Raw genomic sequence first — 17,023 nt, forward strand, 5'->3', positions numbered from 1 at the left:
CTTCACCTTCCTTCCGGCACGGCCGTCCGGCCGCGCGCCAACGGGTAGTAGCACGCGGCCGCGAGGGCCGCGCCGGTGAACCAGCCGAACGGCGCCAGCTTCGAGAAGGCCGGTACCAGCGCGAATGTCAGGGCCACGGCCGCCGCTGGGACGAACGCCGCCAGCGCCCGCCGGTTCAGGCCGCGCGTGTAGTAGTAACTCGACTCCGGTGTCGGCAGGTACAGATGAGCCAGGTCGACCCGCTGCCGGCGGATGATGAAGAAGTCGATCGCCATGACGCCGAAGAACGGGCCGAGCAGGGCGCCGAGGGTCCCCAGGAAATACGTGATGATCTGTGGGGAGGAGTACAGCTTCCACGGCACGGTGGCCAGCGCCAGGAACGCGGTGATGACGCCGCCCCGCTTGAACGTGACGTGTTTGGGCCACACGTTGGCCAGGTCGAAGGCGGGAGAGACGAAGTTCGCCACGATGTTCACGCCGACCGTCGCGAGCACGAACACGCCGGCACCGATCACGAAGACGATGTCGTTGTGGATCTGCTCGAGTAGTTTGGCCGGCTCCAGGAGCGCGTGTCCGTACACCTTCATCGAGGCCGCCGACACGATCACGGAGGTCAGCGCGAACGCCGTCCAGTTCACGGGAAGGCCCCAGAAGTTCCCCCTCACCACCGAGCGGCGGTCCGGCGCGTAGCGCGCGAAGTCGGAGAAATTAAGCATCAACGTGGCAAGGACGCCGACGGTCAGGCCCACGGCGGCGAACGTCTGGTAGATCTGGCCGCCTGTGCTCAACGGCTTGCCACCGGTGGTCCAGGAGATGTGGAAGTCCGCCTTCCACAGCATGTATCCGGCGAGGCCGAGCATGACCAGCCAGATCGCGGGCCCGGCCAGGCCCTGGAAGTGGCGCACCGCGTCCATGCCGCGAACCACGATCGCGAGTTGCACGGCCCACAGCAGCAGGAACGCGATCCAGCCGAGCAGGCTCAGGCCGAGCACCGTCGGGTGTTGCAGCTTCGCGAGCGACGGAGCGAGCCGGAGCAGGACGACCTGCAGGGCGATCGAGGCGATGTAGGTCTGGATGCCGTACCAGGCGATCGCGACGACCGCGCGGACCAGGGCGGGGAAGTTCGCTCCCCAGACGCCCCAGGTCACCCGGCTGACCACGGGATAGGGTGTACCGGTCTGCTGACCCATGAATCCGGACATGCAGCAGCCCGCGAAGATGATCAGGCAGCCGCCGAGAATGCCGAGGGTCACCTCGATCGGGGACAGTCCGAGCAGGAACAGCCCGGCGGCGAAGGTGTAGTTGCCGACGTTGTGCGCGTCGTTCATCCAGAGCGCGAACAGGCTGTAGGCGTTCCACTGACGGTTGCCCGGCCTGGCCGGGGCCAGGTCCTCGTTGTACAACCGGCCGGATGGGTCGCTCGCCGCGAGCGCGGCGTGGTCGACGTCGAGTTGGGAGTGCTTCTTACCGGTGGGGTCTTCCGTGAGGGCCATAACGCCGCTCCGAGGGAAACGCTAGGGGCTGGAGTTCGTGGTGACCGCGGGCCGAAGGGGTGGCAGGCACCGTCACGATCACCGATGTTCCGCATTGCGAAAGTATACTTTTGCGTTGCGAGAAGTCTGTGCTCATGACGTACGTCACGTCAAGACCGATCTGATGATTCGGTGAACTCCGCGTGGCCCACGCGGGCGATCCCTGCTGGTGGACGGGCCGACAGGCCGACGCATTGCGATGGCGCGGTGCGCCGGGCCGCCGGACGCCCAGGCTCCGATCAGTCCTTGAGCATCTCCAGCACCATCCGCCGCGACGAGCGGATGTGCTGCAGCGCCACGTCGGCCGCCTGCTCCGGATCGTGCGCCGCCAGCGCCCGATATAGCTCCTGATGCTCGAGGAAGACCCGCTCCGGCTCGACGTTCTGCCGGAACAGCCAATGCAGCCGTCCCATGAGCGGATCGAGCACCTCGGGGATCAACGCGTTGCCGGCCAGTTGGTAGATCGAGTCGTGGAACGCCGTGTTGCTCGCCGCGATCGCCTGATCGTCACCGTCGTCGAGGGCGCGGCGACCCACCTCGACCAGTTCTTCCAGGCGACGTAGGGCGGCCTGGTCCGCCCGCTCCGCGGCCAGCCGCGCCGCCAGGACCTCGAGCGCTTCGCGGACGTCGAACAGGTCCTGTACCGCCTGCCGGTTCAGCCGCCGGACCAGCACTCCCCGGCGTGGCTGCACCGAGACGAGGCCCTCGCTCTGCAGCATCCGGATCGCTTCGCGCACGGGGAGACGTGAAACGCCCAGTTCGTCGGCGATCGCCTTCTCATACAGCCGCTCCCCCGGCGCCACACGACCGTCGGCGATGCGTGAACGAAGCTCCCCGGCGACCTGGTCGCGGAGTGGCGGCACGCCCCTACCCGCGCGGAAGGGCAGGGTCGTCATCGCACATCCTCCACACGAGCACCGTCGCGGCACCGGCGCGGCCACCGGATATCGCGGATCCGCGCGGGGCAGGTTTCAATGATGCCATCGCGCTGGCCTCGTGCGGGATCACTCCACCCCAGATCGCCGGTGGAACCACCATCACCGGCGATCGGCGGAGATCAGTCGAGCAACGCGACGGCGGTCGGGGCGTCCTCCCGGCCCGACGCGAGCTCCTCGAACTCGGCGACGGCATCGATCTCGGTGCCCATGGCGATGTTGGTGACCCGTTCAAGGATGATCTCCACCACGACCGGTACGTGGAACTCCGCCATGAGCGTCTTCGCCTTCTCCAGTGCGGGCCGGATGTCGTCCGGTTGCTCCACCCGGATCGCCTTGCACCCCAGCCCTTCCGCCACCTTCAGATGGTCGACGCCGTATCCGCCGGTCTCGGGAGAGTTCACGTTGTCGAACGACAGCTGCACGCAGTAGTCCATGTCGAACCCGCGTTGCGCCTGGCGGATCAGCCCGAGGTAGGCGTTGTTCACCACGACGTGGATGTACGGCAGGTTGAACTGCGCGCCGACGGCCAGCTCCTCGAGCATGAACTGGAAGTCGTAGTCGCCGGACAACGCGACCACGGGCGTGGTCGGGTCGGCGGTGACCACGCCCAGGGCGGCCGGAGCGGTCCAGCCCAGCGGGCCGGCCTGGCCGCAGTTGATCCAGTTCCTCGGGTGGTAGACGTGGAGGAACTGTGCCGCCGCGATCTGCGACAGGCCGATCGCGGTCACGTAGCGGGTGTCCGGGCCGAACGCGCGGTTCATCTCCTCGTACACCCGCTGAGGCTTGATCGGGACGTCGTTGAAGTGCGTGCGGCGCAACAGGGTGCGCCTGCGTTCCCGGCAGCTCCGCGCCCAGGCGCCGCGGTCGCGTCGTGTTCGCTCGCGGGCGGCCCGGACGAACAACTCCAGTGCGACGCGGGCGTCGGACACGATGCCGTAGTCGGGCGGGAACACCCGGCCGATCTGGGTGGGTTCGATGTCCACGTGCACGAACGTGCGGCCGTTCCGGTAGGTGTCCAGGCCACCGGTATGCCGGTTGGCCCAGCGGTTGCCGATGCCGAGCACGAAATCCGATTCCAGGAACGTCGCGTTGCCATAGCGGTGGGCGGTCTGCAGGCCGACCATGCCGGCCATCAGCGGGTGGTCGTCGGGGATCGCGCCCCATCCCATCAGCGTCGGGACCACGGGCACGCCGGTCAGTTCCGCGAATTCCACCAGCAGGTCGGCGGCGTCGGCGTTGATGATCCCGCCGCCGGCCACGATCAGCGGGCGTTCGGCGGCATCGAGCAGGTCGAGCGCCCGGTCGATCTGCGCCCGGGTCGCGGCCGGCTTGTGCACCGGCAGCGGCCCGTACGTGTCCGGGTCGAACTCGATCTCGGCGAGCTGCACGTCGACCGGCAGGTCGATCAGCACCGGGCCGGGCCGGCCCGAGCGCATGAGGTGGAACGCCTGCTGGAACGCCCCGGGTACCTGGGCCGGTTCGAGCACCGTCATCGCCATCTTCGTCAGCGGTCTGGCGATGCTCACGATGTCCACCGCCTGGAAGTCCTCCTTGTGCAGCCGGGCGACCGGCGCCTGCCCGGTGACGCACAGGATCGGGATCGAGTCGGCGGACGCGGAGTAGAGCCCGGTGATCATGTCGGTGCCGGCCGGGCCGGACGTGCCGACGCACACGCCGATGTTGCCGTGCCTCGCACGGGTGTACCCCTCGGCCATGTGCGACGCGCCCTCGACGTGCCGGGCCAGGACGTGGTCGATTCCACCGGCCTCGCGCAGCGCGGCGTAGAAGGGATTGATCGCGGCACCGGGCACGCCGAACGCGTGCGCGACGCCTTCGCGCTTCAGGATCTCGACCGCGGCACGCGCGGCGGTCATTCGGGTCATCGGAATCTCCAGAGAGTCAGCGGCCGGAGAGCTCTTGGACGAGCTTGAGGAGGCCGGAATGGTCAAGAGCGCCGTCGCCCCGCGCCACAAGGGCGGCGACCAGCTGGGACACGGCCGCGCCAAGAGGGATCACGATGCCCGCCTCGCGCGCCGCGGCCTGCACGATCCCCAGATCCTTGTGATGGAGTTCGAGCCGGAATCCCGGCGTGAACTCCCGGCGCAGCATTCCGGCGGCCTTGCGCTCGAGGATCGCGTTCCCGGCCAGCCCTCCGGCGAGCACGCGGACGGCCGCCTCGGTGTCCACGCCGTACGCCTCGAGGAAGACGATCGCCTCGGCGACGAGCTCGATGGTGCCCGCGACGACGAGCTGGTTCGCGGCCTTCACCGTCTGCCCGGACCCGGCCGGGCCGACGTGCACCACGGTCTTCCCGATGGCGTCCAGCACCGGTCTGGCCGCCTCGAAGTCGGCCGCCGCACCGCCGACCATGATCGAGAGCGTGCCGTCGATGGCGCCCTGCTCGCCACCGCTGACCGGCGCGTCGAGCGCTCTGACACCACGCCCGGCCGCGGCTTCGGCGACCTTCCGGGAGACGTCCGGGCGGATCGTGCTGCAGTCGATGAGCAACAGCTCCGCCGTGGCGCCAGCCAGCACACCGTCCTCGCCGAGGACCACGGCCTCCACGTCGGGCGAGTCGGGCACCATCGTGATGACGACGTCCGCGTCACGCGTGGCCTCCGCGACACTGCGTGCGGCCCGCCCGCCCGCGGCCACCAGCTTCTCCATCGCCGGTGCGCTGCGGTTGTGGCCGATGACGTCGAAACCGGCCGTGACGAGATTGGCGGCCATCGGGCCGCCCATGATCCCTAGGCCGATGAAACCGACGGTGGTCATATGCGTGCCTCTTTCTGGATCCACGAGAAGCTGTCGGCGCTGGGGCCGGACGGCACGTACTCCAGCCCGACCCAGCCGCGATACCCGGCCCGATGAAGCGTGCCGAGGTGACCATCGAGATCCAGCTCGCCCGTGCCGGGCTCATGCCGTCCGGGGGCGTCCGCGATCTGCACATGGCCGATGCGCGCCGCGTAGTCGCCGATCACCTTGTCCAGATCGTCGCCGTTCACCGTGAGGTGGTACAGGTCGGCGAGAAAGCGCACGTTGTCCCGGCCGATCCGGTCGATCACCGCGAACGCGTCAGCGGCGGTGCGCAGGGGATAAGGCTGCGGGCCACTGACCGCCTCGACCACCACCGTGCCGCCGATGCGCACGACCGCGTCGGCGGCGGTCGCCAGGTTCTCCGCCGCCAGGTCGTCCTGTGCGGCAGGCGCGGTGCCGGTGATCCGGTTCCCGTACAGCGCGTTGAACACGCGGCAGCCGGTCCGTTCTCCGATGTCCGCGACGACCGCGGCGTTGTCCCGGAACTCCCGCTCGCGGCCGGGCCATGACACCACGCCGCGGTCGCCTTCGGGCATGTCGCCGGCGAAGAAGTTCAGGCCCACCAGCCGCACGCCGGCGTCGTCCAGCGCGCCGACGAAGGCGTCCACGTCCGCGGCGGCGGGCACGGCGTCGGGGAACGGCCACCAGAACTCGACCGCGCCGAAGCCCGCCGCTCGAGCGGCGTGCGGGCGCTCGAGCAGCGGCAACTCGGTGAACAGGATCGAACAGTTCACATCCAACCGAAGGTCATGGAGTTCGAGCATGATCCTCTTCCGTATTGTGGAAAAGTTATTCTGAGATACGAAAGCAATGTAAAGCGCAGGGTTGTACGGGTCAAGGGTCGCGATTCGGACACCGATGACGGGGACGATGCGGAGCCGTACGGAGAGTGACCGACCTTGCCTCCTGAGCGCGCGTAGCCCTTGCGCGACTTCCATATGCCGGAAGGGCGCCACCCACGGCCACCCCTGATCGAGCGGTATAGTGAAATAGATTTCCGCATCATGAAAAGGTCGCCCCCATTGGAGGCTTCGGATGGCGCCCAAGAACGGCGAGCCGGTCAGGTCCGGCAGCGTGCAGTCCATCGAGCGCGTCTTTCAGCTGCTCGAGCACATGGCCGACGCCGGCGGTGAGGTCACGCTGAGCCAGCTGTCCGAAAGTTCGGGCCTGCCGCTGCCCACGATCCACCGCCTGAGCCGGACCCTGGTCAACCTCGGCTATGTGCGCCAGGGGGCGTCGCGGCGTTACGCACTCGGGCCACGGCTGATCCGGCTCGGCGAGACGTCCAGCAGGCTGCTCGGCACCTGGGCACGACCGTACCTCGCGCATCTGGTCGATGACATAGGCGAGACCGCGAACATGGCGATGCTCGACGGCGACGAGGTCGTCTACGTGGCGCAGGTGCCGTCAAAGCACTCGATGCGGATGTTCACCGAGGTCGGACGGCGCGTGCTGCCACACTGCACCGCGGTCGGCAAGGCGCTCCTGGCCCAACTGCCCGAGGACCAGGTCACCGACCGGCTGATGCGCACGGGCATGCCGGCGCACACTGAGCACACGATCACCAAGCCCGTTGTACTCCTGCGGCAGCTACGACAGATTCGCGAGCTCGGCTACGCCGTGGACAACAACGAGCAGGAGATCGGCGTGCGCTGCATCGCGGTCCCGGTGCCCGGCGGGCCGACGATGACCGCGATCTCGATCTCCGGCCCGTCCGTGCGGGTCACCGAGGCGCGCTACAGCGAGATCGTCCCGGTGCTCAAGGAGATCGCTGAGGAGCTGTCGGCCGTCCTGACCGTCACCAAGCCGAGCACCTGATCCGCGAGGATCCGGCGTGGGCGCGCCGGTCGGGCGGTCCTACGGGGAAGAGCCGTGCCGATCGGCCCCGCCTCCCAGCGTGGCGAGTGCCCCCGGATCAACCGCCGCGCGGCAAGGACCACTCGTCGCTACTGCCGCATGTGTGGATCTCGAGTCGCCTCTCCACGGCTTTGGAGCGCCCCGCCACGCCAAAGCTGCCGTACGTGCAGTCACCGGTCTGGAGGAACAAGCCGGGAAAACCGGTCCCGTAACCCGGGACGTCGGCTTGCGAGCAGGGCGACCCCGCCGATCGCGACGACGGCGACCACGACCGGCCCGGCCTCCTCGGCAGGGGCTCGGGTGGCGGCTGCGGCTCCGTCCTCTCCTGCCCGTCCGCCTCTCGGCCGTCGCCTTCGTGCTCGTCGCCTCCGTGTTCGTTCGCGTCGTGCCCGTCGGCGTCGTGCCCGTCGGCGGCGGCGGTGACCACGTGGGGGTGGATCGTCCCGTCGGCGTCGCGGACGAGCAGCGTGACCGGGACACCGATCTCCGCGGCCAGCGCGGTGCGCGACTGGCACGGGCCCCGGCTGTTCGTCCTCGTCGACGACTACGAGCGGGTCCGGGACGGTCGGCAGAACCTGCTGGAACCGCTGGTCGAGTACCTGCCGAGAGGGTACGAACTGGGCGCGCACCTGGTCGTCGCGTGCTCCTCCGCCGATGCCGCCACAGCGCTGTCCGATCCGCTGCTACGCGGCCTGCACGACGCAGGCGCCGGCGCCCTGCTCCTCTCGTGCCCGCCCGGCGACAGCGACGTGCTCGGCGGCCTCGAACCCCGCGAGTTGCCGCCGGGCCGCGCCCGCTACCGCGCCCGCAACGTCACGGCCCTCATCCAGACCGCCCTCGCCGACTGACAGTGAGGATGTAGATGAGCGCCTCCCGGGGCGCGCGGAGCGGGTCCTGGGGGCGTGGCTGATCCCGCCGTCCACTGATCGGTGGACGGCAGGTTCGACCGGTCGATGCTGCCGGCGGCGATGGCCTCCCGACCAGCATTAACGGCATGAACAATTCCTCTGTGCGTGTGGCGCGGTGGAGCGCCCGCCGCCCCTGGCTCGCGATCGCCGGGTGGCTCCTGTTCGTGGTGGTGTGCCTGGGCGCCGGGATCGCGGTGGGCGGTCGTGCCGCGACCTCCGAGGACTACCGGGTGGGTGAGGCCGGGCGGGCCGAGGCGATGGCCGCGAGCGGCGGGCTGCAGCAGAAACCGCTCGAGCGCGTCCTGATCTCGGCGAAGGACGGCAGGGGCCTGGGCGCCGGCACCGACGCGGCCGTACGGGACGTGCGCGAGCGGATGACGCAGCTCGCCGAGGTCGAGTCGGTGGCCGCGCCCGTACGGTCGGCGGACGGGCGGTCCGTACGGATCGACGTGACGGTGAAGGGGCCCGAGCTCGACGGGCGGAAGCGCGTCGATCCCCTGCTGGCCCAGACGGCAGCGGTTCAGCGGGCGCATCCGGATCTCCGGGTCGAGGAGTCCGGCAGCCCTTCCATCAGTAAGGACGTGCAGGGGCAGCGCAGCGAGGACCTGTCGCGTACGGAGCTGTTCGCCCTGCCGGTGACGCTGATCGTGCTGCTGCTGGTCTTCCGTTCGGTGGTGATGGCGCTGGTGCCGCTGCTGCTGGCGGTCTCCTCGATCATGGCCGGGGTTGGGCTGTCGATGCTGGCCTCGCACGTCTTCCCCGACGCGGGAGTCGGTACCAACGTCATCCTGCTCATCGGCATGGCGGTCGGGGTGGACTACACGCTCTTCTACCTCAAGCGGCACCGGGAGGAGCGGGCACGTTCCGATGGGCGGCTCACGGCGGCCGCCGCCGTGGAGATCGCCGCCGCCACCTCGGGGCGGGCGGTGCTGGTCTCGGGGCTGGCGGTCGCCGCGTCCAGCGCGACGCTGTACCTGGCGGGCGACGTCATCTTCGGGTCGCTGGCGACCGGCGCCATCGTGGTCACGATCGCGGCCGTGGTCAGCTCGGTGACCGTCCTGCCCGCGCTGCTGGCCCTGCTCGGCGGCCGTACGTCCCGGCGCGCCGCGCGTTCGGCGGGCGATGGCGCGCTCACCTCGGCCGCGCTGCGTCCCGTCGCCCGGCGGCCCGTGCTCATGCTCGGCGTCGCGGTGGCCGCGATGCTCGTCATGGCGGCTCCGCTCACGTACATCAAGCTGACCGACGTCGGGCGGGAGACCTACTCCCGCGAGCTGCCCGCCATGCAGGCCTTCCACCGGGTCAACGCGGCCTTCCCCGAGCTGAAGTCGGTGAACCAGGTCGTCGTCCAGGCGGCGCCGGACCGTCAGCCGGAGGTGGCCGCCGCGCTGGACGCGCTCGCCGCCAAGGTGAAGAACGACCCGCTGTTCGACGGCCGGACCAGGATGCGCGTCTCGGCGGACCACCGGGTCTCGATGCTGGAGGTGCCCGTTCCGGCGTACCCGAGCGAGGTGCGGGCGCAGAAGTCGCTGAAGCATCTGCGGGCCGATCTGACCCCGGCGACGGTGGGGAGGCTCGCGGGCGCCGAGACCGCGGTCAGCGGGGACGTCGCCCGGTACGCCGACTACCCGGAGCACCAGAAGGAGCGACTGCCGCTGATCCTCGGGGCGCTGCTGCTGGTCACCTTCGTCATCACCGCGTGGGCGTTCCGCTCGGTCGTCCTCGGGCTGGTCGGCGTCGTGCTCAACCTGCTGTCGGCCGCGGCCTCGCTCGGCGTCCTGACGGCGGTCTTCCAGCACACCTGGGCGGAGGGGCTGCTCGACTTCACCTCGATGGGGTCGATCGGCTCACGCGTGCCGCTGTTCCTCTTCGTGATCCTGTTCGGGCTCTCGATGGACTACCAGGTGTTCACGCTCAGCCGGGTCCAAGAGGCCGTACGGAGCGGCGTACCGGCCCGGACCGCCGTACTGCGGGGCATCGGCGGCTCGGCCGGCGTGGTGACCAGCGCCGCGGTCGTCATGGTGACGGTCTTCGCCTCCTTCGTCCCCCTGCACCTGATCGAGATGAAACAGATCGGGTTCAGCCTGGCCGTGGCGGTGCTGCTGGACGCCTTCGTGATCCGGCTCGTCATCCTGCCTGCGGTGATGTTGCTGCTCGGCGACGCCGCCTGGTGGCCGTCCCGCCGCCGTACCCTTCGCTCCGGGGACGCCGGGTGGGGTGAGGCCGCCGATCCCAGGGGGGCAGGTGTGGGGAACGTAGGCTGATCGGCATGGCACCCCCCGACGACCCGATCCGGTTCCTTCGCCGGTACGCGCCGGTGTGGGCGCTGCTCGGCCCGGCGCCTGAGCTCATGGCGGGGCTGGGCGATCCGGCGGGCAGGCGGATCTGGTCGACGGGGGTGCCGATCGTTCTGGGGCTCGCGTTCGCGGTGGCGCTGCGGTTCCCCGGGCGCCGCCCCTGGTTCCCGTACGCGCTCCTCGTCGGCCTGGGCGCGGTGTCTTTTCTACGGGACGGGGCCGCCTCCCTCTACGTCGTGTCGCTCCCTTATTTCTGGGTGCCCTCCGGCACCGCCCTGCGGTCGGTGCTGCTGAGCGGTGCGGGTGCGCTGGCCGCCATCGCCGGGGGTGCGCTGAGTGGCGGCTCCGCCGGCGGCTCCGTCGGCGGGAACGCGATCGTGACCGTGGTGGCCTGCGCCGCCAGCACCGCCTTGGGCCTGGCCGCCCGGCGTGCCCTGGACCAGTCCGACGAGCGAGCCCGCCGGCTCGCCGGGGAACTGGCCACCACCCAAACGGAACTGGCCGAGGCGTACCGCCGACAGGGCGCCGACGCCGAGCGCGAGCGGATCGCCCGGGAGATCCACGACACCCTCGCCCAGGGCTTCGCCTCCATCGTCGTGCACGCCGAAGCCATCCGGTCGGATCTCGCCGCCGACCCGGACGGCGCCGCGCGACGGTTGCTGTCAATCGAGCGGACCGCCCGGGAGAACCTCGCCGAGGCACGCGCGCTGGTCGGCTCGTCCCCCGCACCCGGGGCCGCAGTCGAGGGCGGTTCGATCGCCCGGACCCTGCGCCGAATCCTCGATCGCTTCGCCGAGGACACCGGCCTCACCATCGACGCCGAGCTGGACGACGTCGACTGCGATCCGGGCACGCGGATCGCGCTGCTGCGGTGCACCCAGGAGTCGCTGGCCAACGTCCGCAAGCACGCCGCCGCCTCCACCGTCGGCGTCGTCCTGACCCGGCAGCCGTACGGCGTCGAGCTGGAGATCACCGACGACGGCCGGGGGTTCACGGTCGGGACCGCCGGCGGGTTCGGCCTCGCCGGCATGCGCCGCCGCCTGACCGAACTCGGCGGCGACCTCACCATCACCAGTTCGCCCGGCGACGGCACCCGCGTCCTCGTCGTACTCCCCATCGAGGAATGACATGTCCGAAGAGCTACTCCGGGTCGTATTGGCCGATGACCATCCCGCCATGCGGGCGGGCGTCGCCGCCCTGCTCGCCGCCGAGCCCTCCATCGCCGTCGTCGGCGAGGCGTCCGACGGCCGGGAGGCGATCGAGCTGGTCGAGCGGCACGCCCCTGACGTGGCGCTGCTGGACCTGCGGATGCCCGTGCTGGACGGCGTCACCGTCACCTCCCGGATCGCCGCCGGTTCCGAGGCGACCCGGGTGCTGATCCTCACCACCTACGACACCGACGCCGACATCGAGCGGGCGGTCGAGGCCGGCGCCGTCGGCTACCTGCTGAAGGACACCACGCGTGAGCAGCTCATCGACGCCGTCCGCTCCGCCGCCCGCGGCGAGACCGTCCTGGCCCCTCGGGTCGCCCAGCGCCTCGTCGCCCGAATGCGCCGTCCCGCCCAGCCGGCGCTGACCCCCCGCGAGGTCGACGTGCTACGCGCGGTGGCCGACGGCCTGTCCAACGCCGAGATCGGCGAACGGCTGGTCATCGCCGAGGCGACCGTCAAGACGCACCTGCTGCGCATCTTCGCCAAGCTCGACGTGACCGACCGCACCCGCGCGGTGGTCATCGCGCTGGACCAGGGCCTGCTGAGACGCCCGTGACGTCGTGCATGCCGAAAATCTCATCCGTTCAGGTCAAGCGGCGTGCTCGACGCGCGGACCGGGCGGCGGCGCGGGCCGGGGTCCTTCAGATGCGTCACCGTCCTGGCCCACGTTCCCGTGAACAGAATTTTCATAGATCGTCCGTGACTGAAAAGACCATTCATCGGTAACCCGCGCGTTGCTCGCCGTTGGTGTGCGCTCCTTAGCGTCGCGGCGGTGAGTGACATCGTGACTCCCACGCCGGCAGGCCAGGCGACGCTAGAGCGTATCCGCGCTGAATCAGCCACATTGTCGGGCGCGGAACGGCGGGTCGCGCTCGCCGTTTTGGCCGATCCGTCCATCGTCATGCGCTCGTCGGTGACAGAGCTGGCGCGCTCCGTCGGCACATCCGCCGCTACCGTGGTGCGGTTCTGCCAGAGCATGGGTCTGCGCGGCTACCAGGATCTGAAACTGACGCTCGCCCGCGAGTCCGTCCCCGCGGACCGGCAGTTGGCGGACCACGTCGCCCCTGGGGACGGCCCGGCCGCCGTTCTCGACAAGGTGTTCGGCAATGCGGCGGACGCCCTGCGGCATACGGCAGGAACCGTGTCGGCATCCGGCATCGAGCGGGCCCGCGACATGGTGCGCTCGGCCCGCCGTGTGCTGTTCGCCGCCGTGGGAACGTCCGCGCCCCTGGCAGCAGACATCGCGTACCGGATGACCACGATCGGCATCGACGCCTCGGCTCCCGCCGACGTCCACGTCCAGCGGGTCACGGCCCGCATGCTCAGTCCGGACGACCTCTGCTTCGCCATCAGCCACACCGGGTCTACCGTCGAGACCCTCGCGACCGTGCGAGCGGCCTCGGCTGCCGGGGCCACGACCGTCGCGCTGACCAGCTTCACGCACTCGCCCCTGACCGAGATGGCCGATCACACCCTTGTCGCGGGCAGCCGCGAGACCACTTACCGCATCGAGGCCATGGTCAGTCGGATCGTGCACCTCACCATGCTGGACGCCCTGTTCGTCTTGCTCGTCCTCGGTGACCCCGTGGCGGAAGAGGCGTTGGCGGCCACCGCCGATGTTCTTACCGAACATCGTCTTTGATCCCTCTGGAGTACCGCTGTGGCACATCCCCATGGCCCGCTTTCCGGCACCTGGGTGCTGTTCGACTGGAACGGCACCGTGGTCGCTGACGCTGACCGCGCCGAGCAGTCGGTCACTCAGGTCCTCACCGCACACGGCTTGCCGACGCTGCACCCTGGCCGGTTGGAGGACCGCCGCGGGCGTAGACCACCTCATCACCGACTTCTCTCAGCTCACCACGCTGCTGACGACCCTGCTCACGACCCCAGAGAAAGAAGCCCTGTCTTGACGACCACCGCCCAGCCTTCCGCCCTTCCGCCGGGACTGCGCGTGGAGGCGTACGACGAACCCAATCCGTGGACCAGCCTCGACCTGCCCGCCGCGGCGGACCACTTCAGCTTCGTACTCGTCTCCGACCGCACCGGCAACGCACGGCCCGGTGTGTTCGAGCGCGGCCTCGCCGTCACGGATCTACTCGCGCCCAGCTTCGCGATCCAGCTGGGTGACCTGATCGAGGGGTACACCGACGACGATGCCGAACTCGCCAGGCAGTGGTCCCACATCGAAGGCATGTTCGCCGGGATGCGCACCCCGATGTTCCTCACCCCGGGCAACCACGATGTCTCCACACCCAAAATGGAGCAGCGGTGGCGGGAGCGCTACGGACGATGCCATTACCACTTCCGCTACGGCGACGCGTTGTTCATCATTCTCAACACCCAAGAGAACCCGGCCGAACTCACGCCGAACGTCGCGGAGCATCTGCACGCGCTGGAGGAGCGGCTCGTCCAGTACCCGATCGCCGCCCGCGAACAGGTGGCGGAGCTGTTCGACTGGAACGGCACACAGCCCGCGTCGGTGGGTGAGGAACAGTTGGCGGACGTCGAGCACGCGCTCCGGGAGAACACCGATGCCCGCTGGACCTTCCTGTGCATGCACATGCCACTGTGGCAGGGCAGCCATCCGGCGTGGAACCGCATCCGCGCCGCACTGGGCGACCGGCCCTATCACGCCTTCGCGGGCCATGTTCACAACTACCGGCACGAGCGGGCCGGCGCGAACTCCCACGTACGCCTCGGACCCACCGGCGGACTATGGGTGCTCGGCGGACCGGAGGGGAACCTCGACCACGTCACGCAGGTGACGGTGACCAAAAACGGGCCCGCGGTCGCCAACATCCTCCTCGACGGCATCCGCGACGTCGACGGCCAGCCGCTGCTACCCGTGGCCACCCGGTCCGTGCCAACCCGCATGCCTGCCCGAGGAGACGGCCGTCGCCCGGATTCGGGAACTGGGGTACGGGCCGGAGGATGTCACGCACGTCGTACTGACCCATCTCGACTTCGACCACATCGGCGGGCTCGCTGACTTCCCGCACGCGGTCGTGCACACGACGGCACTCGAGCATCACGCGGCGGTGGCCGAACCCGACGAGGCGGCCAAATTCCGGTACCGGTCCCAGCAATGGGAGCACGGCCCCCAGTGGTCTCTGTACGACAAGCCAGGGGAACCATGGCTGGGCTTTGCTGACGCGCTGCGAGTCGACGGGCTAGACGATCGGTTCGCGCTGGTGCCCATGCCTGGCCACACGCGTGGGCACGCGGCGGTGGTGATCCGGGTCAGTGACGACCGGCTACTCGTGCACGCCGGGGACGCATTCTTCGATGGCAGCAGCGTGGGTCTCGCAGACCACACCGGCCAGGCGCTGGAACACAATCCCGGGCTGCGAATGGGCGAAGAGCAGGCTGCGATGGAACCCAGCGCGCTGGCCGCCAACCACCAGCGTCTCGCGAACCTGGTGAAGAACCCGGCCGTGCAGGTAATCAATGCGCATGATCCCCGAGTGCCGGCGTCGGCTGTCGCAGCAGGCTTCGGTCCTCGTCCGTTTGTTCCATCAGCACCGCGCCGACCAGGCGGATGACCGCGGCCCGGTCGGGGAAGATCCCGACCACATCGGTGTCGCGCCGCGGCCGGTGGGACTTGAAATGATCCTCGTACTTGGCGAGCACCTTGCGCAGATGCGCGGCGTTGACGATCAGGATCCGGTCGAGGATCTCTCGGCGTACGACTCCTGGACAGCATCCAGATGTCGACCACCAGGGCCCCGGCCGACCGCACGCCGGCCACGGATCGGTGAGCGACGCCGGTCTGCGCGACATGGCGCGTTCCGGCTCGTCGCCGACGCCGTCGAGTTCGCGTGGACCTGATGGCCCCGCCCTCGGCGGCAATGTGCCGCTGCGGCCGCAGCGCCGCCCTGCGGTGATCTGGGCGATGAAGGCTGGGCCAGCGATGTGCCGCTTCTCGCCGACGTTCGCGTCGCCGTACTGGTCATTGGCCACCGCCCGCGCATAGACGGGTGGCCTGGTCGAGCCGCGTGAGCACGGTCAGGCGGTGAGAAGCCTGGTCATGGCTCAGGTGAGGAACGCGCGCAGAAGTCTGGCGAGGTGGTCGCGGTCGGGCTGGGGGATTACCCCGAAGATGTCATCGCTGACGGACTGCTGGAGCGCCGAGATGGTCTGCCGCACGTCCTGACCCCGGTCGGTCAACGTGAGGCGGAAGGCTCGCCGGTCGGTGGGGTCGGCTTCGCGAACGAGCAGCCCCTCGGCCTCCAGCCCGTCGGCCAGCGGGGTGATGGCACGGTTGGTCACGGCCAGCCGGGTGGCCAGCTCCGACATCTTGATGCCCGGGTTCTCGCCGACGGTCACGATCAGGCGGACTCGAGCCGGCGACAGATCGTGTTCGGCGAATGCAGCGATGCCGCGGCGGGCGAAGACGTGCGCGGCGCGCTGGAGTAGTTCGCCCAGTTCGGCGGCGGTGACCTGGCCGGGTTCTGACGGCATGGCGATCATTCTAGCCGAACAAAGTGAACGCCTATATAGTCAAGCAGGTAACTATCAGCGAGGTAACTATCAAGGGGGTAGCCATGAAGCGGGTCCTCGTGACCGGGGCCACCGGGAACCAGGGCGGAGCGGTCGTCGACGCTTTGCTCGCGGATGGCCGCTGGGACGTGCGCGCACTGGTCCGCCATCCGGAACGGGCCACGTCACTCGTGGCCAAGGGGGTCGAAGTGGTCGCCGGCGATCTGGACGAGCCCGTGTCCCTGACCGCACCGATGCGCGGCGTGCACGGCGTCTTCAGCGTCCAGGGACGTGGCCGGCGTGAGGCCGCCCAGGGCATCGCGCTGGCCGACGCTGCTGCCGAGGCCGGGGTGTCCCACCTGGTCTACTCCTCGGTCGGCGGCGTCGACCGGGTCCGGGGGATCCCGCACTTCGACAGCAAGTGGCAGATCGAACAGCATCTGAACACGCTGGACCTCCCCGCAACGATCCTGCGTCCCGCCAGCTACATGGAGGGGTTCACAATGCGCGGAGCCGCCCAGATCGGCCTCAGCATGATGGCGGCCACCCTCGGTCGCGACCGTACCCTCCAAATGATCGCCGTCCGCGACATCGGCATCTTCGCCGCCCTGGCCTTCGCCGACCCCGACGGCTACCTTGGTCGGGCCCTCGAACTGGCGGGCGACGAGCTCACCGTCCCGCAGATCGCCGACGCCACCGGCAAGCGCTACGTGACGCTCCCCAAGACTCTGCTCCGCCTGATGGGCCCCGAAGCCCGCATGTTCTTCTGGTTCGCCGAATCCGGGTACAAGGCCGACATCCCCGCGCTACGCATCCGCCACCCCCACCTCCTCGACTTCAGAACCTGGCTCACCGGCCAACCACCCCATTGACGGTCCTCATGACGGGGACTGTACGGGTTTTCACTGGACAGACCCGCGCGCGGCAGGGCAGGTCCCACCGTCTCGTCCATGTGGTGCTGATCTCCGTGGTGGCCGCTGCGCCGAC

General features: G+C 69.6%; 15 protein-coding genes and 2 pseudogenes. 9 read left to right on the plus strand and 8 right to left on the minus strand.

Annotated features, from left to right (window positions below; all coding sequences use genetic code 11):
- Positions 1–2 precede the first annotated feature (2 nt).
- The 5 genes from ACQP2O_RS30975 to ACQP2O_RS30995 form a co-directional block, all read right to left on the minus strand.
- Positions 3–1,493: an NCS1 family nucleobase:cation symporter-1 gene (locus tag ACQP2O_RS30975; RefSeq protein WP_433171159.1), complete on the minus strand. Its 1,491-nt coding sequence runs from the start codon at positions 1,491–1,493 to the stop codon at positions 3–5.
- A 278-nt stretch (positions 1,494–1,771) separates the two neighbouring features.
- Positions 1,772–2,428 carry a GntR family transcriptional regulator gene (locus ACQP2O_RS30980; protein ID WP_433171162.1) on the minus strand — a complete coding sequence of 219 codons (657 nt, stop codon included), beginning with the start codon at positions 2,426–2,428 and terminating at the stop codon, positions 1,772–1,774.
- Positions 2,429–2,589: 161 nt separating this feature from the next.
- The gene (gene gcl, locus ACQP2O_RS30985) at positions 2,590–4,353 is read right to left on the minus strand and encodes a glyoxylate carboligase (RefSeq protein ID WP_433171164.1); all 1,764 of its coding nucleotides are present in this window, start codon (positions 4,351–4,353) and stop codon (positions 2,590–2,592) included.
- 16 nt (positions 4,354–4,369) lie between these two features.
- Positions 4,370–5,245, minus strand: a complete 876-nt coding sequence (locus ACQP2O_RS30990) for a 2-hydroxy-3-oxopropionate reductase (RefSeq protein WP_433171166.1) — start codon at positions 5,243–5,245, stop codon at positions 4,370–4,372.
- A complete protein-coding gene (locus ACQP2O_RS30995) occupies positions 5,242–6,051 on the minus strand; it encodes a hydroxypyruvate isomerase family protein (RefSeq protein WP_433191211.1) in 810 nt (269 codons plus the stop codon). Before ACQP2O_RS30995 ends, ACQP2O_RS30990 begins: the two co-directional genes overlap by 4 nt.
- A 310-nt stretch (positions 6,052–6,361) precedes the next feature.
- On the opposite strand from ACQP2O_RS30995, the gene ACQP2O_RS31000 reads away from it, so the two are divergent.
- The 8 genes and pseudogenes from ACQP2O_RS31000 to ACQP2O_RS31035 form a co-directional block, all read left to right on the plus strand.
- The gene (locus tag ACQP2O_RS31000) at positions 6,362–7,105 is read left to right on the plus strand and encodes an IclR family transcriptional regulator (protein WP_433171168.1); all 744 of its coding nucleotides are present in this window, start codon (positions 6,362–6,364) and stop codon (positions 7,103–7,105) included.
- A 506-nt stretch (positions 7,106–7,611) separates the two neighbouring features.
- Entirely contained in the window at positions 7,612–7,992 is a 381-nt protein-coding gene (locus ACQP2O_RS31005) for a hypothetical protein (protein ID WP_433171170.1), read from the plus strand.
- Between the two features lie 146 nt (positions 7,993–8,138).
- Positions 8,139–10,313, plus strand: a complete 2,175-nt coding sequence (locus ACQP2O_RS31010) for an MMPL family transporter (protein WP_433171172.1) — start codon at positions 8,139–8,141, stop codon at positions 10,311–10,313.
- Positions 10,314–10,318: 5 nt separating this feature from the next.
- The gene (locus ACQP2O_RS31015; RefSeq protein ID WP_433171175.1) at positions 10,319–11,473 is read left to right on the plus strand and encodes a sensor histidine kinase; all 1,155 of its coding nucleotides are present in this window, start codon (positions 10,319–10,321) and stop codon (positions 11,471–11,473) included.
- Position 11,474: 1 nt separating this feature from the next.
- On the plus strand, positions 11,475–12,113 hold the full coding sequence (locus tag ACQP2O_RS31020; RefSeq protein WP_433171177.1) for a response regulator: 639 nt from the start codon (positions 11,475–11,477) through the stop codon (positions 12,111–12,113).
- Positions 12,114–12,329: 216 nt separating this feature from the next.
- A complete protein-coding gene (locus ACQP2O_RS31025) occupies positions 12,330–13,199 on the plus strand; it encodes a MurR/RpiR family transcriptional regulator (RefSeq protein WP_433171180.1) in 870 nt (289 codons plus the stop codon).
- A 264-nt stretch (positions 13,200–13,463) separates the two neighbouring features.
- Positions 13,464–14,546 (plus strand): metallophosphoesterase family protein, encoded by a 1,083-nt coding sequence (locus ACQP2O_RS31030; protein ID WP_433171183.1) that lies wholly within the window; start codon positions 13,464–13,466, stop codon positions 14,544–14,546.
- A pseudogene (locus ACQP2O_RS31035) lies at positions 14,506–14,802 on the plus strand (MBL fold metallo-hydrolase); the annotation flags it as partial. The gene ACQP2O_RS31030 and the pseudogene ACQP2O_RS31035, both read left to right, overlap by 41 nt.
- Positions 14,803–14,811: 9 nt before the next feature.
- On the opposite strand, the gene ACQP2O_RS31040 reads toward ACQP2O_RS31035, so the two are convergent.
- The 3 genes and pseudogenes from ACQP2O_RS31040 to ACQP2O_RS31050 all read right to left on the minus strand — a co-directional run bounded on the left by ACQP2O_RS31040 (position 14,812) and on the right by ACQP2O_RS31050 (position 16,018).
- Positions 14,812–15,012, minus strand: coding sequence for a hypothetical protein (locus ACQP2O_RS31040; protein WP_433171186.1), 201 nt, complete (start codon positions 15,010–15,012; stop codon positions 14,812–14,814).
- Positions 15,013–15,055: 43 nt separating this feature from the next.
- A pseudogene (locus ACQP2O_RS31045) lies at positions 15,056–15,145 on the minus strand (transposase); the annotation flags it as partial.
- 444 nt (positions 15,146–15,589) lie between these two features.
- Positions 15,590–16,018 (minus strand): MarR family winged helix-turn-helix transcriptional regulator, encoded by a 429-nt coding sequence (locus tag ACQP2O_RS31050; protein WP_433171188.1) that lies wholly within the window; start codon positions 16,016–16,018, stop codon positions 15,590–15,592.
- A gap of 83 nt (positions 16,019–16,101) precedes the next feature.
- Between ACQP2O_RS31050 and ACQP2O_RS31055 the strand changes: the two genes are divergently transcribed.
- A complete protein-coding gene (locus ACQP2O_RS31055) occupies positions 16,102–16,908 on the plus strand; it encodes an NmrA/HSCARG family protein (RefSeq protein WP_433171190.1) in 807 nt (268 codons plus the stop codon).
- The last annotated feature ends 115 nt before the right edge of the window (positions 16,909–17,023 follow it).

It is taken from the genome of Actinoallomurus sp. CA-150999, from assembly GCF_050942425.1.
Taxonomy (GTDB): Bacteria; Actinomycetota; Actinomycetes; order Streptosporangiales; family Streptosporangiaceae; genus Actinoallomurus.

Excerpts from the sequence above, each read along its gene's own strand:
- ACQP2O_RS31055 (WP_433171190.1), top strand. The coding sequence starts at position 16,102 with ATGAAGCGGGTCCTCGTGACCGGGGCCACCGGGAACCAGGGCGGAGCG.
- ACQP2O_RS31050 (WP_433171188.1), bottom strand. The coding sequence starts at position 16,018 with ATGCCGTCAGAACCCGGCCAGGTCACCGCCGCCGAACTGGGCGAACTA.
- ACQP2O_RS31040 (WP_433171186.1), bottom strand. The coding sequence starts at position 15,012 with ATGCGCATTGATTACCTGCACGGCCGGGTTCTTCACCAGGTTCGCGAG.
- ACQP2O_RS30995 (WP_433191211.1), bottom strand. The coding sequence starts at position 6,051 with ATGCTCGAACTCCATGACCTTCGGTTGGATGTGAACTGTTCGATCCTG.
- ACQP2O_RS30980 (WP_433171162.1), bottom strand. The coding sequence starts at position 2,428 with ATGACGACCCTGCCCTTCCGCGCGGGTAGGGGCGTGCCGCCACTCCGC.
- ACQP2O_RS30990 (WP_433171166.1), bottom strand. The coding sequence starts at position 5,245 with ATGACCACCGTCGGTTTCATCGGCCTAGGGATCATGGGCGGCCCGATG.
- ACQP2O_RS30975 (WP_433171159.1), bottom strand. The coding sequence starts at position 1,493 with ATGGCCCTCACGGAAGACCCCACCGGTAAGAAGCACTCCCAACTCGAC.
- gcl (WP_433171164.1), bottom strand. The coding sequence starts at position 4,353 with ATGACCCGAATGACCGCCGCGCGTGCCGCGGTCGAGATCCTGAAGCGC.
- ACQP2O_RS31015 (WP_433171175.1), top strand. The coding sequence starts at position 10,319 with ATGGCACCCCCCGACGACCCGATCCGGTTCCTTCGCCGGTACGCGCCG.
- ACQP2O_RS31010 (WP_433171172.1), top strand. The coding sequence starts at position 8,139 with ATGAACAATTCCTCTGTGCGTGTGGCGCGGTGGAGCGCCCGCCGCCCC.
- ACQP2O_RS31020 (WP_433171177.1), top strand. The coding sequence starts at position 11,475 with ATGTCCGAAGAGCTACTCCGGGTCGTATTGGCCGATGACCATCCCGCC.